The sequence below is a fragment of the Nonomuraea sp. NPDC050643 genome (assembly GCF_040654715.1).
Classification (GTDB): Bacteria; Actinomycetota; Actinomycetes; order Streptosporangiales; family Streptosporangiaceae; genus Nonomuraea.
Genome location: NZ_JBFAIM010000059.1, coordinates 21,125 through 40,085, shown reverse-complemented (window position 1 = coordinate 40,085; position 18,961 = coordinate 21,125). Strand labels below are relative to the sequence as shown.

At 71.7% G+C, this 18,961-nt stretch carries 15 protein-coding genes; 8 read left to right on the top strand and 7 right to left on the bottom strand.

Going from position 1 to position 18,961, the window contains the following annotated elements; all coding sequences use genetic code 11:
- Positions 1–15: 15 nt before the first annotated feature.
- Genes AB0I15_RS49540 through AB0I15_RS49520 form a run of 5 tightly spaced genes read left to right on the top strand, consistent with a single transcriptional unit; the run spans position 16 to position 6,459 of the window.
- Positions 16–1,083: an ABC transporter permease gene (locus AB0I15_RS49540; RefSeq protein WP_358113244.1), complete on the top strand. Its 1,068-nt coding sequence runs from the start codon at positions 16–18 to the stop codon at positions 1,081–1,083.
- Positions 1,070–2,761, top strand: a complete 1,692-nt coding sequence (locus tag AB0I15_RS49535; RefSeq protein WP_358113242.1) for a dipeptide/oligopeptide/nickel ABC transporter permease/ATP-binding protein — start codon at positions 1,070–1,072, stop codon at positions 2,759–2,761. Before AB0I15_RS49540 ends, AB0I15_RS49535 begins: the two co-directional genes overlap by 14 nt.
- Entirely contained in the window at positions 2,754–3,563 is an 810-nt protein-coding gene (locus AB0I15_RS49530; RefSeq protein WP_358113240.1) for an ABC transporter ATP-binding protein, read from the top strand. The genes AB0I15_RS49535 and AB0I15_RS49530 overlap by 8 nt, the downstream gene beginning before the upstream one ends.
- On the top strand, positions 3,560–4,816 hold the full coding sequence (locus AB0I15_RS49525; RefSeq protein WP_358113238.1) for an amidohydrolase family protein: 1,257 nt from the start codon (positions 3,560–3,562) through the stop codon (positions 4,814–4,816). The genes AB0I15_RS49530 and AB0I15_RS49525 overlap by 4 nt, the downstream gene beginning before the upstream one ends.
- Before the next feature lie 23 nt (positions 4,817–4,839).
- Entirely contained in the window at positions 4,840–6,459 is a 1,620-nt protein-coding gene (locus AB0I15_RS49520; RefSeq protein WP_358113236.1) for an AMP-binding protein, read from the top strand.
- Between the two features lie 153 nt (positions 6,460–6,612).
- On the opposite strand, the gene AB0I15_RS49515 is transcribed toward AB0I15_RS49520, so the two are convergent.
- From AB0I15_RS49515 to AB0I15_RS49495, 5 genes are all read right to left on the bottom strand, one after another.
- The gene (locus AB0I15_RS49515; protein WP_358113234.1) at positions 6,613–7,989 is read right to left on the bottom strand and encodes a lanthionine synthetase C family protein; all 1,377 of its coding nucleotides are present in this window, start codon (positions 7,987–7,989) and stop codon (positions 6,613–6,615) included.
- Entirely contained in the window at positions 7,961–9,172 is a 1,212-nt protein-coding gene (locus tag AB0I15_RS49510) for a cupin domain-containing protein (RefSeq protein ID WP_358113232.1), read from the bottom strand. Before AB0I15_RS49510 ends, AB0I15_RS49515 begins: the two co-directional genes overlap by 29 nt.
- Positions 9,169–10,440: a hypothetical protein gene (locus AB0I15_RS49505; protein ID WP_358113230.1), complete on the bottom strand. Its 1,272-nt coding sequence runs from the start codon at positions 10,438–10,440 to the stop codon at positions 9,169–9,171. The genes AB0I15_RS49510 and AB0I15_RS49505 overlap by 4 nt, the downstream gene beginning before the upstream one ends.
- Positions 10,437–12,914, bottom strand: coding sequence for a DUF4135 domain-containing protein (locus AB0I15_RS49500; RefSeq protein ID WP_358113229.1), 2,478 nt, complete (start codon positions 12,912–12,914; stop codon positions 10,437–10,439). The genes AB0I15_RS49505 and AB0I15_RS49500 overlap by 4 nt, the downstream gene beginning before the upstream one ends.
- A gap of 80 nt (positions 12,915–12,994) precedes the next feature.
- Positions 12,995–13,162 carry a hypothetical protein gene (locus tag AB0I15_RS49495; RefSeq protein WP_358113227.1) on the bottom strand — a complete coding sequence of 56 codons (168 nt, stop codon included), beginning with the start codon at positions 13,160–13,162 and terminating at the stop codon, positions 12,995–12,997.
- Positions 13,163–13,431: 269 nt separating this feature from the next.
- Between AB0I15_RS49495 and AB0I15_RS49490 the strand changes: the two genes are divergently transcribed.
- The 3 genes from AB0I15_RS49490 (at position 13,432) to AB0I15_RS49480 (ending at position 16,769) form a co-directional block, all read left to right on the top strand.
- Positions 13,432–15,324, top strand: coding sequence for a DUF1996 domain-containing protein (locus AB0I15_RS49490; RefSeq protein WP_358113225.1), 1,893 nt, complete (start codon positions 13,432–13,434; stop codon positions 15,322–15,324).
- A gap of 74 nt (positions 15,325–15,398) precedes the next feature.
- Positions 15,399–15,884: a hypothetical protein gene (locus AB0I15_RS49485; protein WP_358113223.1), complete on the top strand. Its 486-nt coding sequence runs from the start codon at positions 15,399–15,401 to the stop codon at positions 15,882–15,884.
- Between the two features lie 177 nt (positions 15,885–16,061).
- Positions 16,062–16,769 carry a hypothetical protein gene (locus AB0I15_RS49480; protein WP_358113221.1) on the top strand — a complete coding sequence of 236 codons (708 nt, stop codon included), beginning with the start codon at positions 16,062–16,064 and terminating at the stop codon, positions 16,767–16,769.
- Positions 16,770–16,787: 18 nt separating this feature from the next.
- Here the strand turns inward: AB0I15_RS49480 and AB0I15_RS49475 are convergent, their stop codons facing one another.
- Together AB0I15_RS49475 and AB0I15_RS49470 are read right to left on the bottom strand one after the other, a co-directional pair.
- Positions 16,788–17,741 carry an aldo/keto reductase gene (locus AB0I15_RS49475; RefSeq protein WP_358113219.1) on the bottom strand — a complete coding sequence of 318 codons (954 nt, stop codon included), beginning with the start codon at positions 17,739–17,741 and terminating at the stop codon, positions 16,788–16,790.
- A 10-nt stretch (positions 17,742–17,751) separates the two neighbouring features.
- Positions 17,752–18,960: a cytochrome P450 gene (locus AB0I15_RS49470; protein WP_358113217.1), complete on the bottom strand. Its 1,209-nt coding sequence runs from the start codon at positions 18,958–18,960 to the stop codon at positions 17,752–17,754.
- Between the last annotated feature and the right edge of the window lies 1 nt (position 18,961).

Sequence of the window (18,961 nt, the reverse complement as noted above, 5' to 3'; positions counted from 1 at the left end):
GAAGGCGCGTCAGTCATGGCCTCTCTCGATTCCCCACGTGCTCCGGACACCCGGTCGCCGGAGCCCCTCACCGGATCCCGGGCAGCCGGACGTCCGAGCCCGCCGCGGCTCTCCTCCGCCTGGCTCCGGTTCGCCGGGCGGCGGCTCGCCGGCCTCGTCGCGATCTTCCTCGCGCTGCTCGTCGTGTCGTTCCTGATCGTCCAGCTCATCCCCGGCGACCCGGCGGTCGGCGTCGCCGGGGCCAACGCCGATCTGGCCGACGTCCAGCGCGTCAGGAGCGAGTTGGGACTCGACCAGCCGATCTGGCAGCGATTCCTCGACCACGTGGGCGGAGTCCTGTCCGGTGACCTCGGCACGTCGTTCATGTACCGGCAGCAGGTGGAGACGATCGTCGTGAACCGCCTGCCCTTCACCGCGACCATCGCGGTGGCCGGGATCCTGGTCGTGCTGCTGATCTCGGTCCCGCTGGGCATGGCCGTCGGCGTGCTCACGCGCGGCGGGCGCCGGAAGTGGATGGACGTGGCCTTCGGCATGGTCACCGGTTTCCTCGACTCGATCCCGGGCTACATCATGGCGTCGTTCCTGGTGGTGATGTTCGCCCTCGGCATCGGGCTGGTGCCGCTCCTCCCGCCGGCCTACACGCCCCGCTTCGGGGCGGCGTCGTTCGTCCTTCCGGTCGCGGCGATCGCGATCGGCCCGGTCTGCACCATCTCCAGGGTCGTCCGCCGCGAGATGGCGGTCGTGCTCGACGCCGACTACATGAGGACGGCCCGGGGCTGGCGGCTGCCCGCCCTCCGGCGCCACGTCCGATGGGCGCTGCCGAACCTGCTCACCTCCACGCTCACCCTGAGCGGGCTGATCCTGACCGGCATGATCGGCGGCGCGATCATCATCGAATCGGTGTTCGCGCTGCCGGGCCTCGGCAGCGGCATCATCAAGGCCATCCTCGACCGCGACTATCCGGTCATCCAGGGCATGGTGCTGGTCATCGGCATGATCGCGGCGCTCGTCAACCTCCTCGTCGACGTCCTGCTCGGACTGATCGACCCACGGACCCTCGGAGGATCGCATGTCTCCGCGTAGCCGGTTCCACCGCTGGAACCCCGGACTCGTGCTCGGCCTGGTCCTGCTGGGCGTCATGGTGCTGATCGCGGTGCTGGCCCCGATCCTGTTCGTCGGCCAGGCGAACGCGCTGGGCCCGCGCTTCGCCCCGCCCTCGGCCGGCCACTGGCTCGGAACCGACGCGGCCGGCCACGACGTCCTGCTGCGCAGCCTGGTCGCCACCCGCCTCACCCTGCTGATGACGGTGGCGGCGACGGCCATGGCGGTGCTCTCCGGGGTGGTCCTCGGCACCGGCGTCTGGCTCGTACGGCCTTGGGCCAGGGAGATCTGCCTGCGCGTGATCGACGCGATGGTGGCCTTCCCCGGGCTCCTGCTCGCGCTCGTCGTGGCCGCCGTGCTCGGCGCGGGCGGCTCCGCCGCGGTGATCGCCATCGGGGTGTCCGGCATCCCCTATTTCGCGCGCCTCACCGCGAACCTCGCCGCCGGGACGTCACAACAGGAGTACGTCTCGACCGCCCGCCTGCTCGGCGTGAGCCACGGCCGGATCGCGGTCAGGCACATGCTGCCGAACATGGCGGAACCGCTGCTCGTGCTGTCGGCGTCGACGTTCGCGGCCACGCTCACGGCCATCTCCGCGCTCTCGTTCGTGGGGCTCGGCGTCCAGTCGCCCTCCTATGACTGGGGCAAGCTGCTGAACGAGGCCCTGCCGTCGCTCCTGGCGGGCCGGCCCTTCCAGATGGCGGGCCCGGCCGTCCTCATCATCCTGACCGGGCTGGCGGCGGTCCTGGTCGGCGACGGGCTCGCGGCGGCGGCGAACCCCCGGGGGCGCGCGGCTGCGGGCCCGGCCGAAGCGCGTCCCACCGCGTCGGACGGGGCGCAGCCGCAGAGCGGGCGGCTCGCCGACGTCCGCGACCTGTGGATCCACTCGGGCGGAAAAGCGCTGGTCAAGGGCATCTCCTTCGGCATCGGGCAAGGCGAGATCGTCGGCATCGTCGGCGAGAGCGGCTCGGGCAAGACCCTCACCGCGATGTCGCTCGCGCGGCTCCTGCCGGACGGCCTGACCTCGACGGCCGCCCGCATGTCCATCGGCGACCTCGACCTGCGCCGGCCCGTGCCGCCGGCGCTCATGGTGGAGGCGGTCAGCCTCGTCTACCAGGACCCGGGCTCGACGTTCAACCCCGCGCTCCGCATGGGCACCCAGCTCACCGAGGTGCTGCGCACCCACAAGGGCCTCAGCGCGCGGGCGGCCAGGAACCGCGTGCTCGACGCGCTGCGGACGGTCCACATGACCCGGCCCGAGCACCGCATGAAGCAGCATCCGCACGAACTCTCGGGCGGCATGCGCCAGCGGGCGATGATCGCCACCGCGCTGGCCGTCGAACCGCGCCTGATCATCGCGGACGAGCCGACGACGGCCCTGGACGTGACCGTCCAGGCGGAGATCCTGCGCGAGTTCAAGCGCGTCAACAGCGAGTCCGGCGCCGCGATCATGTTCATCACGCACGACATCGGAGTGGTGCGTGCGCTGTGTGATCGCGTCATCGTGATGTACGACGGCGAGATCGTCGAAGAGATCGCCGCCGGGGACCTCACCGTGGAGACCGCCCGCCATCCGTACACGAGGGCACTGCTGCGCGCCACTCCGGACATCGGCGTCACGCCGCCCCCCGAGCGCACGAAGGAGCACTCGCATGGATGAGGAGATCGCCGTCGAGGTCAGCGGCCTCGAGGTGGGCTACGGCTGGGGAAGGAACGCCACACGCGTCCTGCACGGCATCACGATGGAGGTCGCCACGGGCCGTACGGTCGGTGTCGTCGGCGAGTCGGGATCCGGCAAGTCGACGCTGGCCAAGGCGCTGGTCGGACTCGTCCGGCCGACGGCGGGCAGCGTCAGGATCGGCGGCGTGCACGTGTCCTCAGCGCGGGGCGCGGACCGCCGGGCGATGCGGCGGAAGGTCCAGATGATCCCCCAGGACCCCTACTCCTCGCTCGATCCCCGCCGCACGATCGGCGAGGCGCTGGCCGAGGCCCTGGACCCACGCCGGGCCAACGTGAAGAAGCACGCGGACGAGATCGTCCACTGGCTCGAAACCGTCAGGATGCCGGCCGACACCATCGGCCGCCATCCCCACGAATGCTCCGGCGGGCAGCGGCAGCGGGTCGCCATCGCCCGCGGCCTGATGATCCGGCCCGAGGTGGTGATCGCCGACGAGATCACGTCGGCGCTCGACGTCTCGGTCCAGGCGGAGATCCTCAACCTCCTCGCGAAGCTGCGTCGCGAGCTCAACCTGACCATGGTCTTCATCTCGCACAACCTCGCGGTCGTCCGGCAGGTGAGTGACGAGGTCGTGGTGCTCTACCGCGGCGACATCGTCGAACAGGGTCCGGCCGCGGATCTCTACCAGCGCCCGCAGCACGACTACACACGGACCCTGCTCGACTCGGTCCCGGGCGCACCCGGCTTCGACATCCAACCTCGGCATCGGAAGGACGCCGCTTGACGCTTCATCGAAACCTCCGGCTCAGCAACGTCAGGATCATCGACGGTACGGGGGCGCCGCCCGTCGAGGACGGCGTTCTCGACGTGACCACGGACGGCGTCATCGCGTTCGCCGGACCCTCGGCCGAGGCCCCGGACCGGCGTGACGCGGACGTCCGTGACCTACGGGGCAAGACGCTGCTGCCCGGATTCATCGACTGCCATGTCCATCTGGGCTTCACTCTCAGGAACGGCCCGTTCCACGCCCTCCGGAACGATCCGGCGCTGATCGTCCTGGAGTCGGCCGCGCGGATCCGGGCGACGCTCGAGGCCGGTGTCACCAGCGCGCGCGATCTCGGTGGGCTGTCCCAGGGCTTCCGCGAGGCGATCGACCGCGGGCTGATGCCCGGCCCGCGCCTGAGGCTGGCGGTCAGCCCGATCAGTCACACGGCGGGCCACGGGGACATGCATCTGCACGGCGGCAGGGTCGCGCTCACCGTGCCCGAGCTGATCGAGATAGCCGACACCGTCGACGAGGTCCGCAAGGCGACGCGCCTGGTGCTCCGCGAAGGGGCCGACCTCGTCAAGATCTGCACCACCGGCGGCATGGGAAGCAGGCACGACCATCCCGACGACGAGGGCCTGCGCCTGGAGGAGGTGCGGGCGATCGTGGACGAGCTCGACCGGCACGGCGGCAAGCCGGTCGCCGCGCACGCGCAGGGCCGCAAGGGGATCCTGACCGCCCTCAGGGGCGGGGTGACCAGTGTCGAGCACGGGTACGGCATCGATGACGAGGGCCTCGACCTGCTGGAGGAGCGCGGCGCCTTCCTCGTCCCGACCCTGTCGACCGTGTTCGCGATCGACAAGGAGATCATGGAGCCGTACCACTACGAGAAGAAGGTGCGGTGGTCCGAGATCACGAAGACGAACATCGGCCACGCGATCGAGCGCGGAGCCAAGATCGCGCTGGGCACCGATGCCGGCGTCTGCCCGCACGGGCAGAACCTGCGCGAGCTCGGCCATCTCGTCGAGCTCGGCATGTCCCCGATGAACGCCGTCGTCGCCGGGACGCGGACCGCGTCCGAGCTGCTCGGCATCTCCGACCAGGTGGGCACCCTGGAAGCGGGCAAGATCGCCGATCTCGTGGTCACCGGCGTCGATCCGCTGAGTGAGATACGGGCATTGGCGGATCCCTCACGCATTGAGATCGTGATGAAGGCCGGCGTCGTCATGAAGGACCTCGGGAAAACCGCCGCGGAGACGACCCCGGCCTGACCGGAGCGGCGATGAGGGAGAACATGGACGGTGTCACGGCATCCCCCGAGAGCATGCACGACGTCACGGCATCCCCCGCGACCGTGCACGACGTCACGGCCTCGCCGGAGACGATGCTCGACGTGCTGGAGCGGCGCGCGGCCGTGGCGCCGGAGGCGGCGCTGGTGCGGTTCGAGGACGGCGCGTCGCTCGGTGTCGGGGAGTGCCGGGACCGGGCGATGGCCGTGGCGCGGGGGCTGGCCGGTGTGGTGGCGCCTGGTGATCGCGTCCTGACGTGTCTGCGGCCTGGCCCCCGGCTGGTCGAGGTGATGTTCGCGTTGGCGCGGCTGGGGGCGGTGGAGGTGCCGCTGGCGCTGGACGTGCCGTCGGCCGCGGCGCGGCGGCTCGCCGCAGCCACGGGGGCGCGCGTGCTCATCGCCGGGACGGACGCGGTCAGCGGCCATGCCGGCCTGGTCGCGCTGGCCGCGGAGACGGAGCGCACGGTGCTGGTGGCCGAGCGGGAAGAGGTCGAGGTGCCGGGCGCGGTCGGCATGGGCGATCTGCTCGCCTCACCGGGCCGGCTTCCGGCTCGGCGCCCGGGACCCGGGGATCCGGCCGTGGTGATGGCGACGTCGGGGACCACCGGTCGGGCGAAGGGCGCGTTGCTGCCGCATTTCGCGGGGGTGCGGCAGGCGCGGCGGGTGGCCGTCAGCATGGGGTACGGGCCGGGAGACGTGCTGTTCAACGTGTTCCCGTGGAATCACATCAACGTCAGGCATGCGGGGCTGCTGCCGGCGTTGCTGTCGGGGGCGACGCTGGTGGCGCACGCGCGGTTCTCCGCGTCGCGGTTCTGGGAGATCTGCCGGGAGGAGGGCGTCACGGCGTTCAACTTCATGGGCGCCATGGTGGCCATTCTGGAGCGGGCGGCGGGGCCGGACAGGCGGCATCGGGTGCGGCGGGCCTATGGGGGGCCGGCGCCGGCGGGGCTGTCGCGGCGGTTCGCGGATCGGTTCGGGGTGGTGTTGCTGGAGGCGTACGCGTGCACGGAGCTCGGTGATGTGGCGGTGAGCACGGCGGAGGTGCGGCGGCCGGGTTCGGCCGGGCGGCCGGTGCCGGAGTACGAGGTGGCGATCAGGGGTGAGGACGGTCGCCGGCTGCCGGCCGGTGAGGTGGGGCAGATCACGGTCCGGCCGGCGGCGGAGTCGATGATCTTCAGTGGGTACGCGGGTGACGACGCGGCGACGGCGGACGTCCTGCGCGACGGCTGGTTCACGACGGGCGATCGTGGCCGGCTCGACGAGGACGGGTTCCTCTATTTCGCGGGTCGCCGGGCCGACGTGATCCGGCGGCGGGGGGAGAACATCGCGAGCTGGGAGGTGGAGCAGGTGGTGGCCGCGATGCCGGGGGTGCTGGAGGTGGCGGCGGTGGGGGTGGCGTCGGAGCTGACCGAGGAGGAGGTGCTGGTGGCGGTGACGGCGGCGCCGGGGGCGACGGTCCGCGCGTCGGAGGTGCACGCGTGGTGTGCCGGCCGGCTGCCGCGTCATGCCGTTCCCCGGTACGTGCGGGTGCTCGACGATCTGCCGAGGAACGCCGCTACGAAGGTGGTCAAAGGGGAGTTGCGCGATCAGGGGGTGCCGCCGGGCACGTGGGACGCCTGCCGGTAGCTCGGACCGGGACCCTGCGGTGAGCGGCAGGCCGGCGAGGACCAGCATGGAGGACTCCAGGATCCACCATCGTGCTCAGGCGGAGCACGACCAGGATCAGCGGGCGGCGGGGATGCGTTCGGTTCCGGTCTTCAGCGGGAGCGTGCCGGCCCGTCAGCTCAACAGCAGCGCGCCGTCCCACGACGTGATCGGGACGGTCTCCGTGGCGTACGTGTGGAGGGCGAGGGCGATGCCCGCGGCGCCCTCCAGGAAGCCGGGGCGGTCGAGGGGGCGTGCCGCGAGCGCGTGCCGGTACCGGAAACCGAACGGCGCCCGCGGGTCGTACCCGTCCATCACCCGTACCGCCAGCTCGTCGGCTACGGCGTGGTAGCCCGGGCCGGCGCCGTCGTGCGCCATGCGCAGCACGATCTGGAGCAGCCCCGCCCACCCGTGGCACAGCGCGGAGTCATGAATCAGCTCGTCGCTCGCCGCGCTCAGCGCACCGCGAAGGGCGGCATGCGCGTCGGCGCGCCAGTCCGCGCGGTCCAGCGCCGCGCCGGCCAGGTACACGGCACGGGCCGCACCCGCGGCGCCGTAGCACCACGAGTCCCGCCCGCGTTCCGGCGGTTCCCCGCTCTCGATGTGGGCCGGCGAGATCAGGTGCGGCCAGCGCGGGCCGGCCTCGTCGGTCGTGCGCCAGCGGGACAGCAACGCCATGATCTGCTCGATGGCCTCGTCCTGACGCTCCACCCGCACCCCGGACCGCCAGGAGACGGAGAGGAGCGCGAGCGGTCCGCAGACACCGTGCGCGAGACCGAGGTTGACGTGCTCGGCCAGGCCGTGCTCGAGTCCTTCGGTGATCCACCACGCGGGCAGGCGGGTGCCGTGCCGCGCGATGTCGCCGGCGGTCGCCGCGGCCACCAGCGATTCGAGCACGTCGGTCAGGGCGAGCCCCGCCGCCTCCCGCGCGGCCGGCTCGGCGGCCGACTCGTGCCGCGCCAGCAGGTAGCGGCCGATTCCGGCGGTGCCGCCGAGGATGTCGTAGCGGCTCCACGCGCCGACCGGCGCTCCGGCGCGCAGCCGCTCCCGGTCGGCTCGCGCGCGTTCCCGGACCTGGTCGATGATGTGCCGGTCCAGTCCTTCGAGCATCGTGGCGTAGCCGCCGAACGCGGTGGCCGCGCTGTGCCCGGCCAGGGCGAGCGCCACCATGCCGTGGAACAGCGACTGCGGCAGCAAGCGGATCCCGCTGCCGAGCGCCGCGGACAGGTGCGCGTGCGCCCGGCCGCGCAGCTCCGGCGCCCGCGCGGCCAGCTCCGCGAACAGCAGCGCGACCCCGGGGTGACCGTCGGAGAGCAGCAGCGGATCCCACACCGGTTGCGGGTCGCCCGGATAACGCATGAGGTTGTCGGGCGCGCCCGCGATCTCGGCCACCCGGCCGGGCTCCGCCAGCCGGTCCGCGATCTCGGCGACGAGAGCGGCGGCCGCCTGCCGGTGCGCCGGTGCCTGGTCAGTCGGTGCCTGGTCAGTCGGTGTCGACGCGGGTGACGGCACGGAAGCTCTCCAATTCCCGAAGCAGGTGGCGGACCTCATCGCGCTGCGGCTCGGGGAGGTCACCGACGCGTACCACCTCGCCGCCGTTCAGCCGGTCCAGCACCGCGAGGGCTTCGAGGCCGGCCGCGCCGGACGACACGTTGCCGTTCGCGGCGTATCCGCGGGCGCCGTCGCCGGGCGCGGTCAGCAGGGGAGCGCAGGCGCGGACGGGCGTGTCGTCGTCGAGCGGGCGAAGCCCGGCGGGCCGCTCGGTCGGCCAGAACCCGCCCGCCGTTCTGACCCGCAGGGCCAGCTCGGTGGCCCGGGCGGCGAACCGGTCCCGGTCCAGAAGCTCCATGAAGGCGTCCACGGAGTCGGCCAGGGCCGCGGGCAGCTCACCGGCCAACTGCCCGCCCGGACCGGCGTCCGGGGAGAAGAGCGGGGCCGACGCAGCCGGCGTGGTGCCCCGGAACAGATCCTTGATCTCGTAGTACGGCCGGTGCTCGCGGCGGGGAATGCCCACGTTGACACTCGTCGCCGGTGCCTCGCCGGCGCTCTCCCCGACGTGGTAGTACCGCGACGGCCAGTACAGCAGGTCTCCCGGCTCGACCTCCGCGACGAACGAGGAGCCCAGGTACGGCTGGTAGTCCAGCACCGTGTGCACCGGATCCGTCCACGGGCGCTCGTCCCAGAACCGCATGCGCTTGGTGCCCCGTACACAGAACATGAAGGTGGCGAAGCGGTCCTGGTGCACGCCGACGGGGCTGTGCTCGTAGGAGCCGTGGAACATCGTGGAGCCCGCGGTGTGCGTCGGCTGACCGACCCGCTCCCAGAGGCCGGCGTAGAACCGCTGCGCGCGCGTCCACAACGGGTGGGAGAAGGAGTGGAAGCGGTGCACCACGAGGGCGTAACGCCGCCCCCGCAACCGGTCGGCCATGCGCCGCTCGTAGCCGCCGAGCGAGTGGTCCGACGGCTCCGGCAGGTACGCGCCCGGCCGGGTCTGCTGCCGTCGCTCCACGAGGAGTTGCACGTTTCCCGGCACGGCGAGCGGATGGGGCGGCCGGCTGCCGAGCACAGCGGCCTCGAACACCTCCGCCTCGGCGAACGGCACGTCGCCGATCTGCTTGTACAGCACCGGCCTCCGGTCCCAGTAGTCCTGCACGAACACGTCCCAGTCGAACGACTTCTCGATCGTCAGCGTCATCGCGTGGGCACCTCGTCCGTCTCGGCCACCTCTATGCCGCGCAGCCGGTACAGCTTGTCCAGCAGGGCGAGCACGTTCTCGTCGTCATCGGCGACGCCGACGGCGCGGCACACCTCGGCGACGCCGGTCTCCTCGCCGTCGCGAAGCGCGGCGAACACCCGGTCGCTCGCGGCTCCCGGCAGGGCGAAAACGTTCCCGTTGATCGCCCACACCACGTGTCCGGGCCCGTCAGGCATCCGGACGATCTCGCCCGAGCGGTGGATCCGGCTCCGCGGCGTCATCGGGACGCCCTCGCGCGGCACCGGAATCGGTTCGAGACCGGCCGCGGAACGCAGCGCCGCCCAGCGGACCCGCAGCATCCTGCGCAGTCGCCCGCCGTCCACGACCGTGCGCAGCTCGTCGCCGAGCGCGGACAGGTGGGGCAGCACCCCGCCCGGCCCGTCGACGCGGGAACCGGGCCCGAACGGGAAGTACGGCACGGTCTCGTCGTTGCCCTGCCGGCCGTGCACCAGGTCGGCGAGCAGGTCCCGCAACTCGGTGAACGGCAGCCGCCGGTCGGTCGGGATCCGCAGACGCAGCGCCACGCACCGCTCGCGGTAGGTGTCCACGTGCCGCTGGTCGCCCGGCCAGTACAGCAACTCCCCGGCGCCGGCGCTCATGGCCCCCACACCGTCCAGGTCCCGGTCCGGGTCGGCGATCGCGGCCGGCGGGGGACCGCGCCGCTCGTCCCACAGCCGTACGTCCATCCGCCCGCGCAGCACCCAGGTCAGCGCGGCGTGAGCCGGCGCCTCGGCCGCGCCGGCGTGCTGGGTGAACCGGTCGCCGATCAGCACCTCGGCGACGACCGGGAGGTTCGGCCAGCCGACCGCCTGCCACAGCCCGCGGATCGCGTCGCGTACCGCGGACCACACCGTGTAGTCCAGGAGCAACGGCTGCCGGACGGTGAGCAGGTGACCCTGCCCGGACAGGTCGGTGTCCAGCCGGTCGAAGTAGTCGTCCAGGGTCCGGTCGGCGGCGTCCGGCAGCAGTTCGCCCGGCGCGCGCAGCCAGCCGTCGCCGGCCAGGAACCGGACGTCGGGCATCACCCAGAACCGGGTGCCGGCACGGAACGGGGCACACGACTGAACGGTGAGAGCGTGGATCTGGTCGAGGCCGACCGGCGGACGTGCACCCAGCCGGGCGGGCCGCCGCTCCCAGTACCGCCGCCCGAACAGCGCCCAGTCGACGTCGCCGGACGCCTGGGACACCTCGTGGATCAGTGTGGTCATGATGCTTCCTTCGCCGTCAGGGGAAACCGCCGCCGGATCCGGTCCGTGTAGTCCGCCAGCGACTCCATGCCCATCGCGGCGCGCCGCCGGTCCACGTCGTCCGGCTCCTCGATCGGGTACGGCTCCAGCCTCCCGGCCACGGGCTCGAACTTCGTGCCGTACACCTGGGGGAGCCCGTCGGCGCGGCGCAACTCGTCGGTCAGGTACGCGACCTCCCGCCACGGGAGATCGCCGCCCGCCGCAGCCTGCCGCATCAGCTCGAGGCAGCGCCGGCGGAAGTCCAGATGCCCTCTCGCGTGCTGCACGAGGCGACTGGCCGCCGCGGCCGCCGCGGCGCCCACCATCGTGTGACCCGGCCACCCATGCTCGGTCACGACCCTGGACAGCCAGGCGATGCCGGTGTCGGTCAGGGTCCGCAGGCGGCGCTCGGCGCTGTCGTCGACCATGCCGCCGTCCGCCCACGGCATCCGGATGGCGCCGTCGAGCCGGTCCAGCCGCAGCAGCCGGCGCCGGACCTCACCGGCCGGGGCCGGCTCGGCCGGGACCTCAGGCGCGTCCACCGCGTCGATGCGCAGACGTACCTTCTCCCGGGTCCAGATGTAGGTGACCCGCCTGCCGACCTCCGGCCAGTCGAAGCCGACCTGGCCCTCGGCCGGGCTCTGCAGGTGCAGCCGGACGCCCAGCGACTCGTCCGTGACGACGTGCTCCGTCACGTCGTCGAACACGTGCTCCACCGCGTCCCGAAGCGCCACTCCGAGACCGGCCAGCTCCAGGTTCGCGCCGTCGAGCAGCTCCGGCAGCGGAGGCCAGCCGCCCTCGGGCTCCGGCCGGGCCGCGACGGCGGCGGTCTCGACCGCAGCCGCCGCGACCGCGGCCGTCTCGAACGATCGCGGCGGCGGCTCGATCCGCAGCACCGGGCCACCGTCCAGCGAACGAACGAAGTAGGGCACGTCCATACGCCGGAGCTGGTCGAGTTCCGCCCGGTCGAAGTGGACGCCGGGCTCGGCGGGCACCGGTGCGGCGCCGCCGCCGGACAGCCAGCGCGGCACCAGCGCGTCGAAGTACCGGAACGTGGGCTGCCGCAGCACCCGGACGTAGTGGCCGGAGGCGGCGGTCGACAGGAACCGCCGGATGGCCGGCCGCTGGCGGCACATCAGGGTCCAGGCGTCGAACATGCCACGCAGCATGGCCGGCAGGTAGGGGCCGTACCCGGCTCTTCCGCCGGTGTCCGCGACGACGGTCCTGGTCTCTTCCCTGGTGCAGGGCTTCCGGCGGCGGTACAGGCGCAGCGCCCCCGTCGTCTCCGCATGCCAGCACACCGCCGGGCCCTCGGCGCTGCACCATCGCGGGCTGCTCTCCAGCCCGACGTGGTGCTGGTCGACCTCGGCGGTCCGGTCGTGCAGCAGACCCGTGTCGTAGAGCCGGGAGACCCGGCAGAAGTAGATCTCCAGATCGATCGGATACAGCAGCGGTTCGTGCTCGCCGGGCCTGGTCCCGGTCACCACGTTGCCGCCGATCATGTCGGTGATCCCGAAGGCGAACGTCGCGGCGGCCAGCGAGCCGGTCCGGTGCCAGAACCGCGCCGCCTCCCGCGGGGACAGCCGGGTGCCGGTCAGCCGCCACTCCCCGGACGCGCGGATCGGTCCCCACTGCGCCGGCGGCTCGATCCATTCCTGCCACAGGTAACCAGGGCCGGCGCCGGGCCAGCACGACAGCACCGGCAGCCGGACCTCACCGGACGCCGCGGGCGCGTCGTTGAGCAGGCCGAACACCGAGGCGGGCGAGCCGGCTCCGCCTTGCGCGGTGAACAGCAGCTCGCCGGAGGCCGGCCGCGGTTTGTACGCGACCCGGCCGCCGCCCGCGCAGTCCAGCCGTAACACCCGTTGGCGGCCGTTGTGGGTCTCCTCACCATGGGTCCACAAGCCGGTGACGGGTCCCTGGAAGGCCGGTTCCCCGGGCCAGCAGGTGCGCATGTCCCGCTGCAACCGGTCGAGGAAGAGCGTCAGAAACGCCTGGCAACGCTCCGTCCACTCCGCCACCCGGTCGCGGGCGTAGTGCGGTCGTCCGGTCGCGCACGCCACGAACGCCTCGGACACCATCGGCCCGAAGAGGTCGGCGTTGGTGACGTCCAGCACCCCACCGGCCACGACCGTCGAGTAGCGGCGCGTGGCGCGAACGCACCAGGCGTCCAGTCGTTCCAGCATCGTCAGCAGCGGCGTGAACCGCTGGTCCGTGAGCGCGTGCGCGAGCATCCGCGCGTCCGCCGCGCCACCGAGCAACCGGTCGATCCTGACCGTGCCTTCAGGGCCGGCCGTGACGACAGGGGGGAACAGCCCACCCGCCGTGCCCCCGCGGACCGCGCCGATCAATCGCCGCGCCACCGGCGGGAGTATGGCGGAAAGGTCCTCATCGGCGTCGCCGGCCGGGGTGTGGATCTCCCAGAGCGGCTCGACGTCCGCTGACGCGTCCAGCAAAACTTCCCTCCCAACTCGTTGCTGCGGAGCGCGGAGCACAGCCGGGTGGCGCCGCCGGCAGCGGCGCCACCCGGCATGCGTCAGCAGCAGTAGATGCTCGCGCAGCTTCCGCAAGCGGTGCCGGTGCCCGAGCTGGTCGGTGACGCGAGCGGCGGAATCTCCAGCTCCAGATCGCCGATCACCAGGTCGAACACCTCATCCGTGGTCTGCTCCGACCAGACCACGCTCTTCTCGTCGACAGCCTGCATGAGTACCCCTTCTCTCGCAGTGGGCGACAACCCGCTCCTGCCGGATTACCGGCGGAACGAAATTCACCCTAAGGACGGGCGGTATGTCGCCGGTATGTTCCGCGGGCGAGCCCGCCCGCGCCGCCGAGGTCCCCGCATGCTTCTACGTGGTGTCGAACCGGACGCGCTGAGCCCGCGTATCTCGTCATGACGACGGCCACGACCCTTTTGCGGATGCGGCCTGACGGGTTCCACTACCGGGCGCATCCGCAGACGCAGAGAGGTGTTGGATGAGACATCTGCATGGCTCCCGCAGGCGCAGACGGACGGCGGGGATCCTCACGGCCCTGGCCGTCCTGAGCGGTGGCCTCACCGCCGGCGCCGCCGACGCGGCGAGCGGGGCATCGGGTACGGCCATGGCGCCGGCCATCTCCTGCCCAGACGTGGCGGACAGCGTGGGCCAGGTCCCCGCTCGCGCGCAGGCGGAGGTGCAGCGGAATTTGCAGCAGTTGGAGACCCAGATCGCCGAGGCGAATCGGCGGCTGGCGTCCTCTGCGGGGCAGGGCGGGCCCAACTTTGTGCAGAACGCGATCCTTGGCCCGCTGAGGGACAAACGAGCCGCCGCGCTCCAACGGATCGAGATCGCCTTCCAGCGTGCCGGTGCCCAGGCCCCCGACGGCCTGGACGATCTGGCCACCTGCACGGTGCAGGACGACGGCACCGGGAACGACGATGACGGCCAGGGCGACGGCACCGGCCAGGATGACGGCACCGGCCAGGGCGACGGGACCAGTCCGGACGATGAGACCGGTCAGGACGATGGCACCGGCCCGGACGATGGGACCGGTCAGGATGACGGCACCGGCCAGGGCGACGGGACCAGCCCGGACGATGGGACCGGTCAGGATGACGGCACCGGCCAGGACGACGACGGCCAGAACGGTCTCGGCCAGAACGACGGGGGCCAGACCGGTGCCCCCGGCCAGATCAACTGCCCCTCCGTGGCGGGCCGGCTGGGGCAGATTCCCGCTCGTGCCCAGGCCGAGGTACGGCGGAACATGCAGCAGTTGGAGGCCCAGATCGCCGAGGCCAATCGACGACTGGAGAGCTCAGCGAGCGGGGGCGGCTCGAACTTCGTGCAGAATGCGATCCTCGGCCCGCTGAAGGCCAAGCGGGAAGCGACCCTGGAGCGGATCGCGATCGCCTTCCAGCGTGCCGGCGCCCGGGTACCGGCCGGCCTGCGGACCCTGGCGACCTGTGAGCGCCGCAATCCGGGAGGCGGAGACAACAACGGCAACAACGGAGGCCCGGCCAGGGGTCCCGTACGTGCGGACTTCGTCGACATCCGCTCGGTGCGGCCGAACGTGAACACCCCCCGTACGCAGCGGAGCGGCTCCAGGGGAACCTTCAGCGTCGACTGCGGGCGCAACGAGCAGCGGATCTTCAACTCCGACAACGTCATCGTGGCCCCCGGCGTGAACAACGGCGCGCAGCACACACACGACTACGTGGGCAACGAGTCCACCAGCGCGCAGTCCACCAACGAAAGCCTGCTGGCGGCCGGTACGACCTGCCGCAACGGTGACAAGTCCACGCACTACTGGCCCGTGCTGAGGGCACTGGGCCAGAGGGAGTTCGACGCCAACCGGCGAGGCGGCGGCCTCGACCTGAACGTCGGCAAGATCCTCACCCCGGCGGCGGTGCAGATCACCTTCAAGGGCAACCCGACCGCCAAGGTGGTGCCGGCTCCGCAGTTCCTCCGCATCATCACCGGTAACGCCCGCGTCGGCGGGGCCGACCCCAACGCCGGGTGGACCTGCACCGGATTCGAGAACCGCCAGTTGACCGACAAGTACCCGCTCTGCCCGCGAGGCAGCAGGGTCGTACGGGTCTTCGACTTCCAGAGCTGCTGGGACGGCCAGAACATCGACAGCGCCAACCACCGGACGCATGTCACCTTCCCCCAGGCCGACGGTAGCTGCCCGCAGGGCTTCCAGCCCATCCCGGCGCTCGAGCACAGGCTCATCTACAACGTGCCGCAGGGCCCCAACTACGCCGTCGACGGCTTCCCCGAAGAACTGCACAAACCGATCACCGACCACAGCGACTTCATCAGCCTGATGAACGAGCAGCAAATGCAGCAGGTGGTCGACTGCATCAACAGCGGCAGACGCTGTCGTTGACCCTGTCGTCGTCAGGCAGAAGGTCCGGTGCGTCCAGGTGACTGGCCGCACCGGGCCTCGTTGCCGTATCAGCCATGAGAAAGGGCAAGCCCGTGACTGGCTTCTCCCGTCCGCGACGCGGATCAGCGGGCGCGACCGGCGTCGTCGTCCTGTCGTCGCTGGCCATCGCCTCGGCGCTCACGCTCACCGGATGCGGTGTAACGGCCGAGGCGGACGACGGGCCGAAGAACGGCGGCGGGGCTTCGCGGACGTACACCGTGGAGCAACTGGCGGCCACCATCGGCTGCACCGCCGAGATCACCCTCAAGGCCCTGGACTATCGGAAAGGGGAATGCACCAGCGACGGGATCCCCTACGTGTTCCTCGATTTCCAGACGGAGCAAGGACAGCGTGAGTGGCTGGACTACGCCGAGATGTACGGCGGCCTCTATCTCGTCGGCGACCGATGGGCGCTGTCGGCCAAGTCCAAGTCGTTCATGCAGGAATTGAGCGCGAAAATCGGGGGCACGGTCGAAGAACACGACACCGGCGCCTCCGCCCCGCCCCCGGGGGCCGGCTGATTCGAGCGCGCCGCGGGGCCGCGGGGTGATTCCGGCCGCTTCTCATCCGCTCCGGGCTTTCGCGCGAACCGTTCCTGACCGCTGAGCAACGCGAGCCAGTGAACGGAGTGGGGAATGCGTGAGAAGCGAACAAGGATCCTGCCACGGTTATGGCGGCTGCCGGCGCTGCTGGTCGCCGTGATCGCGCTCGGCGCGGCGACCGCACCCACTTCCGCGACGGCGGTGGCCTCGGCCGCCGCGGCGTACCAGGCGCCCCCGCCCGCTTCGGCGTTCCGCGCCTTCGACGCGGTGACCACCGTGAACGAGCGGAAAACGTGGAAGCACATGGCGTTGATCGGCGACCAGTACGCGATCTTCAACGACCGCGGGCTCATCGAAGGGCCGGCGCTGATCAAGAAGAAATGGCCGTTCCTGCCCAAGACGTTCACCCGTGACATCGACGCGGCCGCCATCGCCTTCAGCGGGCCTGGCTTCCGTTGGCGGCACACCTGGACCAAGGGCACCCAGGCGATCATCTTCGAGGACGGCGGCATCGTCACCAAGCCCTTCAGGATTCCCCTGCCGTACGACGGCCTGACCGACGTCAACGCCGCGAATGGGGGTTCCACCCAGATCCAGCACGTGGCGGTGCGGGGCGGGTCGGCCACGTACGCGTTCACCAAGTCCTTCGAGATTCCCACCCTGCCGCTCTATGGCGAGGCTTTCCTGCCCAAACGTTTTCTCAGCGATCTCGACGACATCTCACTGGAGTTCGAGAAGAACGCTCCGAAGTTCAGTTACTACAAAGGCAACGAGCGCGTCATCATCGATGATCGCCGGGTCATCGAGCTGGTGAATCTCGACGTCAAATGGCCGTTCTTGAATACCTGGCGGTCCAACCGGTGATCGGCCGGCGGGGCTCGGTCAGTCGAGGGGCGCCAAAGCGGTGATCTCGGCCAGCTCGTCGGCGGTCGGTTCCCAGTCGCCGGCGGCCGCGTTGGCCCGGATCTGCTCCGGGCCGGTCGCTCCGGCGATCACCGAACCGCAGCCGGGCAGCGCGGCCAGGGCGCCGATGGCCACCTCCAGGACGGACCGGCCGTGCTTCTCGGCCCACGACGCCAGCGCCTCCACTCGATCCAGCTTCTCCGGCGTGACGAGGTGGGGAAGCCTCGCGAGCCGGGACCCGGCCGGCGGCTCCTGCCCACGTCGTACCTTTCCCGTCAGCAGCCCATGGGCCAGCGGGAAGTAGGGCAGGACACCGAGCCCATCGCGCACGGCCGCCGGCACCACCTCGCGCTCGGCGCTCCGGTCCAGCAACGACCAGTGGGTCTGCACCGACACGAACGCGGCGTGGCCACCCGCGCGGGCCAGCCGCGCGGCCTCCGCGATCTCCCGGGCGGCGACGTTCGAGCTGCCTATGTGGCGCACCTTGCCTTCGCGCACCAGGTCGGTCAGCGCGGACAGGGTCTCCTCGATCGGGGTGACGCCGTCCGGGACGTGGTACTGGAACAGGTCGATGTAGTCGGTGCGCAGGCGGCGCAGCGACCCCTCCACCGCCCGCCGGATGTACGACCGGCCGCCAAGCGCCCCGTGCGCCTCGCCCTGCCCGTCGTCGGGGCGGTGGCCGGGGGCGCCGAACTTGGTGGCCAGCACCACCTGCTCCCGGCGACCGGCCAGCACCTCACCCAGCAGCTCCTCGGAGGCGCCGGGGGGCGCGCCGTACGACTCGGCGGTGTCGAAGAGCGTGACGCCCTCCTCGATCGCCGCGTCCACCATCGCCCTGGTCCGGGTCACGTCGAGACCCGTACCGATGCTGTTGCACCCCAGCCCGACGACCGACGTCCGGAGGTCTGAGTCACCCAGAGTCCTGTAGCGCATGATCTGCCACCTATCTCGGCTGGACTGCCGGAATGACGCCCCAAGCGACCGGCAGCCGGTCCACTCCGTACACGGCCATGCGGTCGCGGGTCGGCACCTCGGCCGCCGGCACCGCCAGGCGCAGGTCGGGGAAGCGTTCGAAGAGCGCGGTCAGCGCCACCCGAAGTTCGGCCCGCGCGAGATGCTGCCCGAGACACTGATGGACGCCGTGCCCGAAGGCCAGGTGCCCGGTCGCGGAGCGTGTCACGTCCAGGGTGTCCGGGTCGGGAAAGCGTTCGGGATCCCGGTTGGCCACCGGCAGCGCCAGCACCACGGTCTCGCCGGCCGCGACGACCTGGCCGTCGATCTCGACGTCGACCAGCGCGGTGCGCCGTACGTCGAACTGGAGGATCGACAGGTACCGCAGCAACTCCTCGACCGCCCGCTCCGGATCCGCCGCCAGACGGGCCCGCTGAGCCGGGTCGGTCAGCAGGGCGAACGCCCCGAGCGCGAGCATGCTCGACGTGGGCAGGTGGCCCGTGGCCAGCAGCACCATCCCGAGGTTGGTGAGCTCTTCGTCGTTCAGCTCGCCGGTCGCCGCGGCCTGCGCCAGCAGCCCGTCCGACCGGCCATCGGCGAGGACGCCGCGTACCGTCCCCGTGATCGACATCACGGCGTCGATCACCTGGTCCGGGCGCGAGTCCAGGTCGTTCATCACCGCGGTGGCCGCCTGGATCCGCTGCCGGTCCTCCGCTCGCACGCCGAGCAGCTCGCAGATCACGAGCGCCGGAATCGGCATGGCGAACGAGGCGACGAGGTCGACAGGGTCGGTGGGGGCGGTGGGGTCAGCGGGGGTGCCACCGTTCGTCCCGGCGTCCGCCAGGCCGTCGAGTGCCTCCGCGGTGTACCGCCGGATCGCGGGCATCAGCTCGGCGACGCGCCGAGGCCCGAAGTGGCCGCTCAGCAGGCGGCGGTAGCGCGTGTGTTCGGGCGGGTCCATGTGCGGAAAGATGCCCGGCTCCGCGGGTGTCGGCGGCTCGACCGCGCGCTCGCGCCCGACCGGCTGATGCAGCAGCTCGCGCCGGGTGCTGAACCGCGGATCCGCCAGGATGGCCCGGGTGACGGAGTATCCGGTGGCCACCCAGCCGAGGTGCCCGTCGGGGTAGGCCAGCCTGCTGAGCGGGGCTCGGCGTCGCAGCTCGACGGGCGGGTCGAAGGGAGTGGGCCGGTCGGTTTCCAAG

Bases quoted from the DNA above. Each gene is read 5' to 3' on its own strand.
- AB0I15_RS49505 (WP_358113230.1), bottom strand. From the start codon at position 10,440: ATGACCACACTGATCCACGAGGTGTCCCAGGCGTCCGGCGACGTCGAC.
- AB0I15_RS49495 (WP_358113227.1), bottom strand. From the start codon at position 13,162: ATGCAGGCTGTCGACGAGAAGAGCGTGGTCTGGTCGGAGCAGACCACG.
- AB0I15_RS49535 (WP_358113242.1), top strand. From the start codon at position 1,070: ATGTCTCCGCGTAGCCGGTTCCACCGCTGGAACCCCGGACTCGTGCTC.
- AB0I15_RS49475 (WP_358113219.1), bottom strand. From the start codon at position 17,741: ATGCGCTACAGGACTCTGGGTGACTCAGACCTCCGGACGTCGGTCGTC.
- AB0I15_RS49540 (WP_358113244.1), top strand. From the start codon at position 16: ATGGCCTCTCTCGATTCCCCACGTGCTCCGGACACCCGGTCGCCGGAG.
- AB0I15_RS49510 (WP_358113232.1), bottom strand. From the start codon at position 9,172: ATGACGCTGACGATCGAGAAGTCGTTCGACTGGGACGTGTTCGTGCAG.
- AB0I15_RS49520 (WP_358113236.1), top strand. From the start codon at position 4,840: ATGGACGGTGTCACGGCATCCCCCGAGAGCATGCACGACGTCACGGCA.
- AB0I15_RS49485 (WP_358113223.1), top strand. From the start codon at position 15,399: ATGAGAAAGGGCAAGCCCGTGACTGGCTTCTCCCGTCCGCGACGCGGA.
- AB0I15_RS49490 (WP_358113225.1), top strand. From the start codon at position 13,432: ATGAGACATCTGCATGGCTCCCGCAGGCGCAGACGGACGGCGGGGATC.
- AB0I15_RS49530 (WP_358113240.1), top strand. From the start codon at position 2,754: ATGGATGAGGAGATCGCCGTCGAGGTCAGCGGCCTCGAGGTGGGCTAC.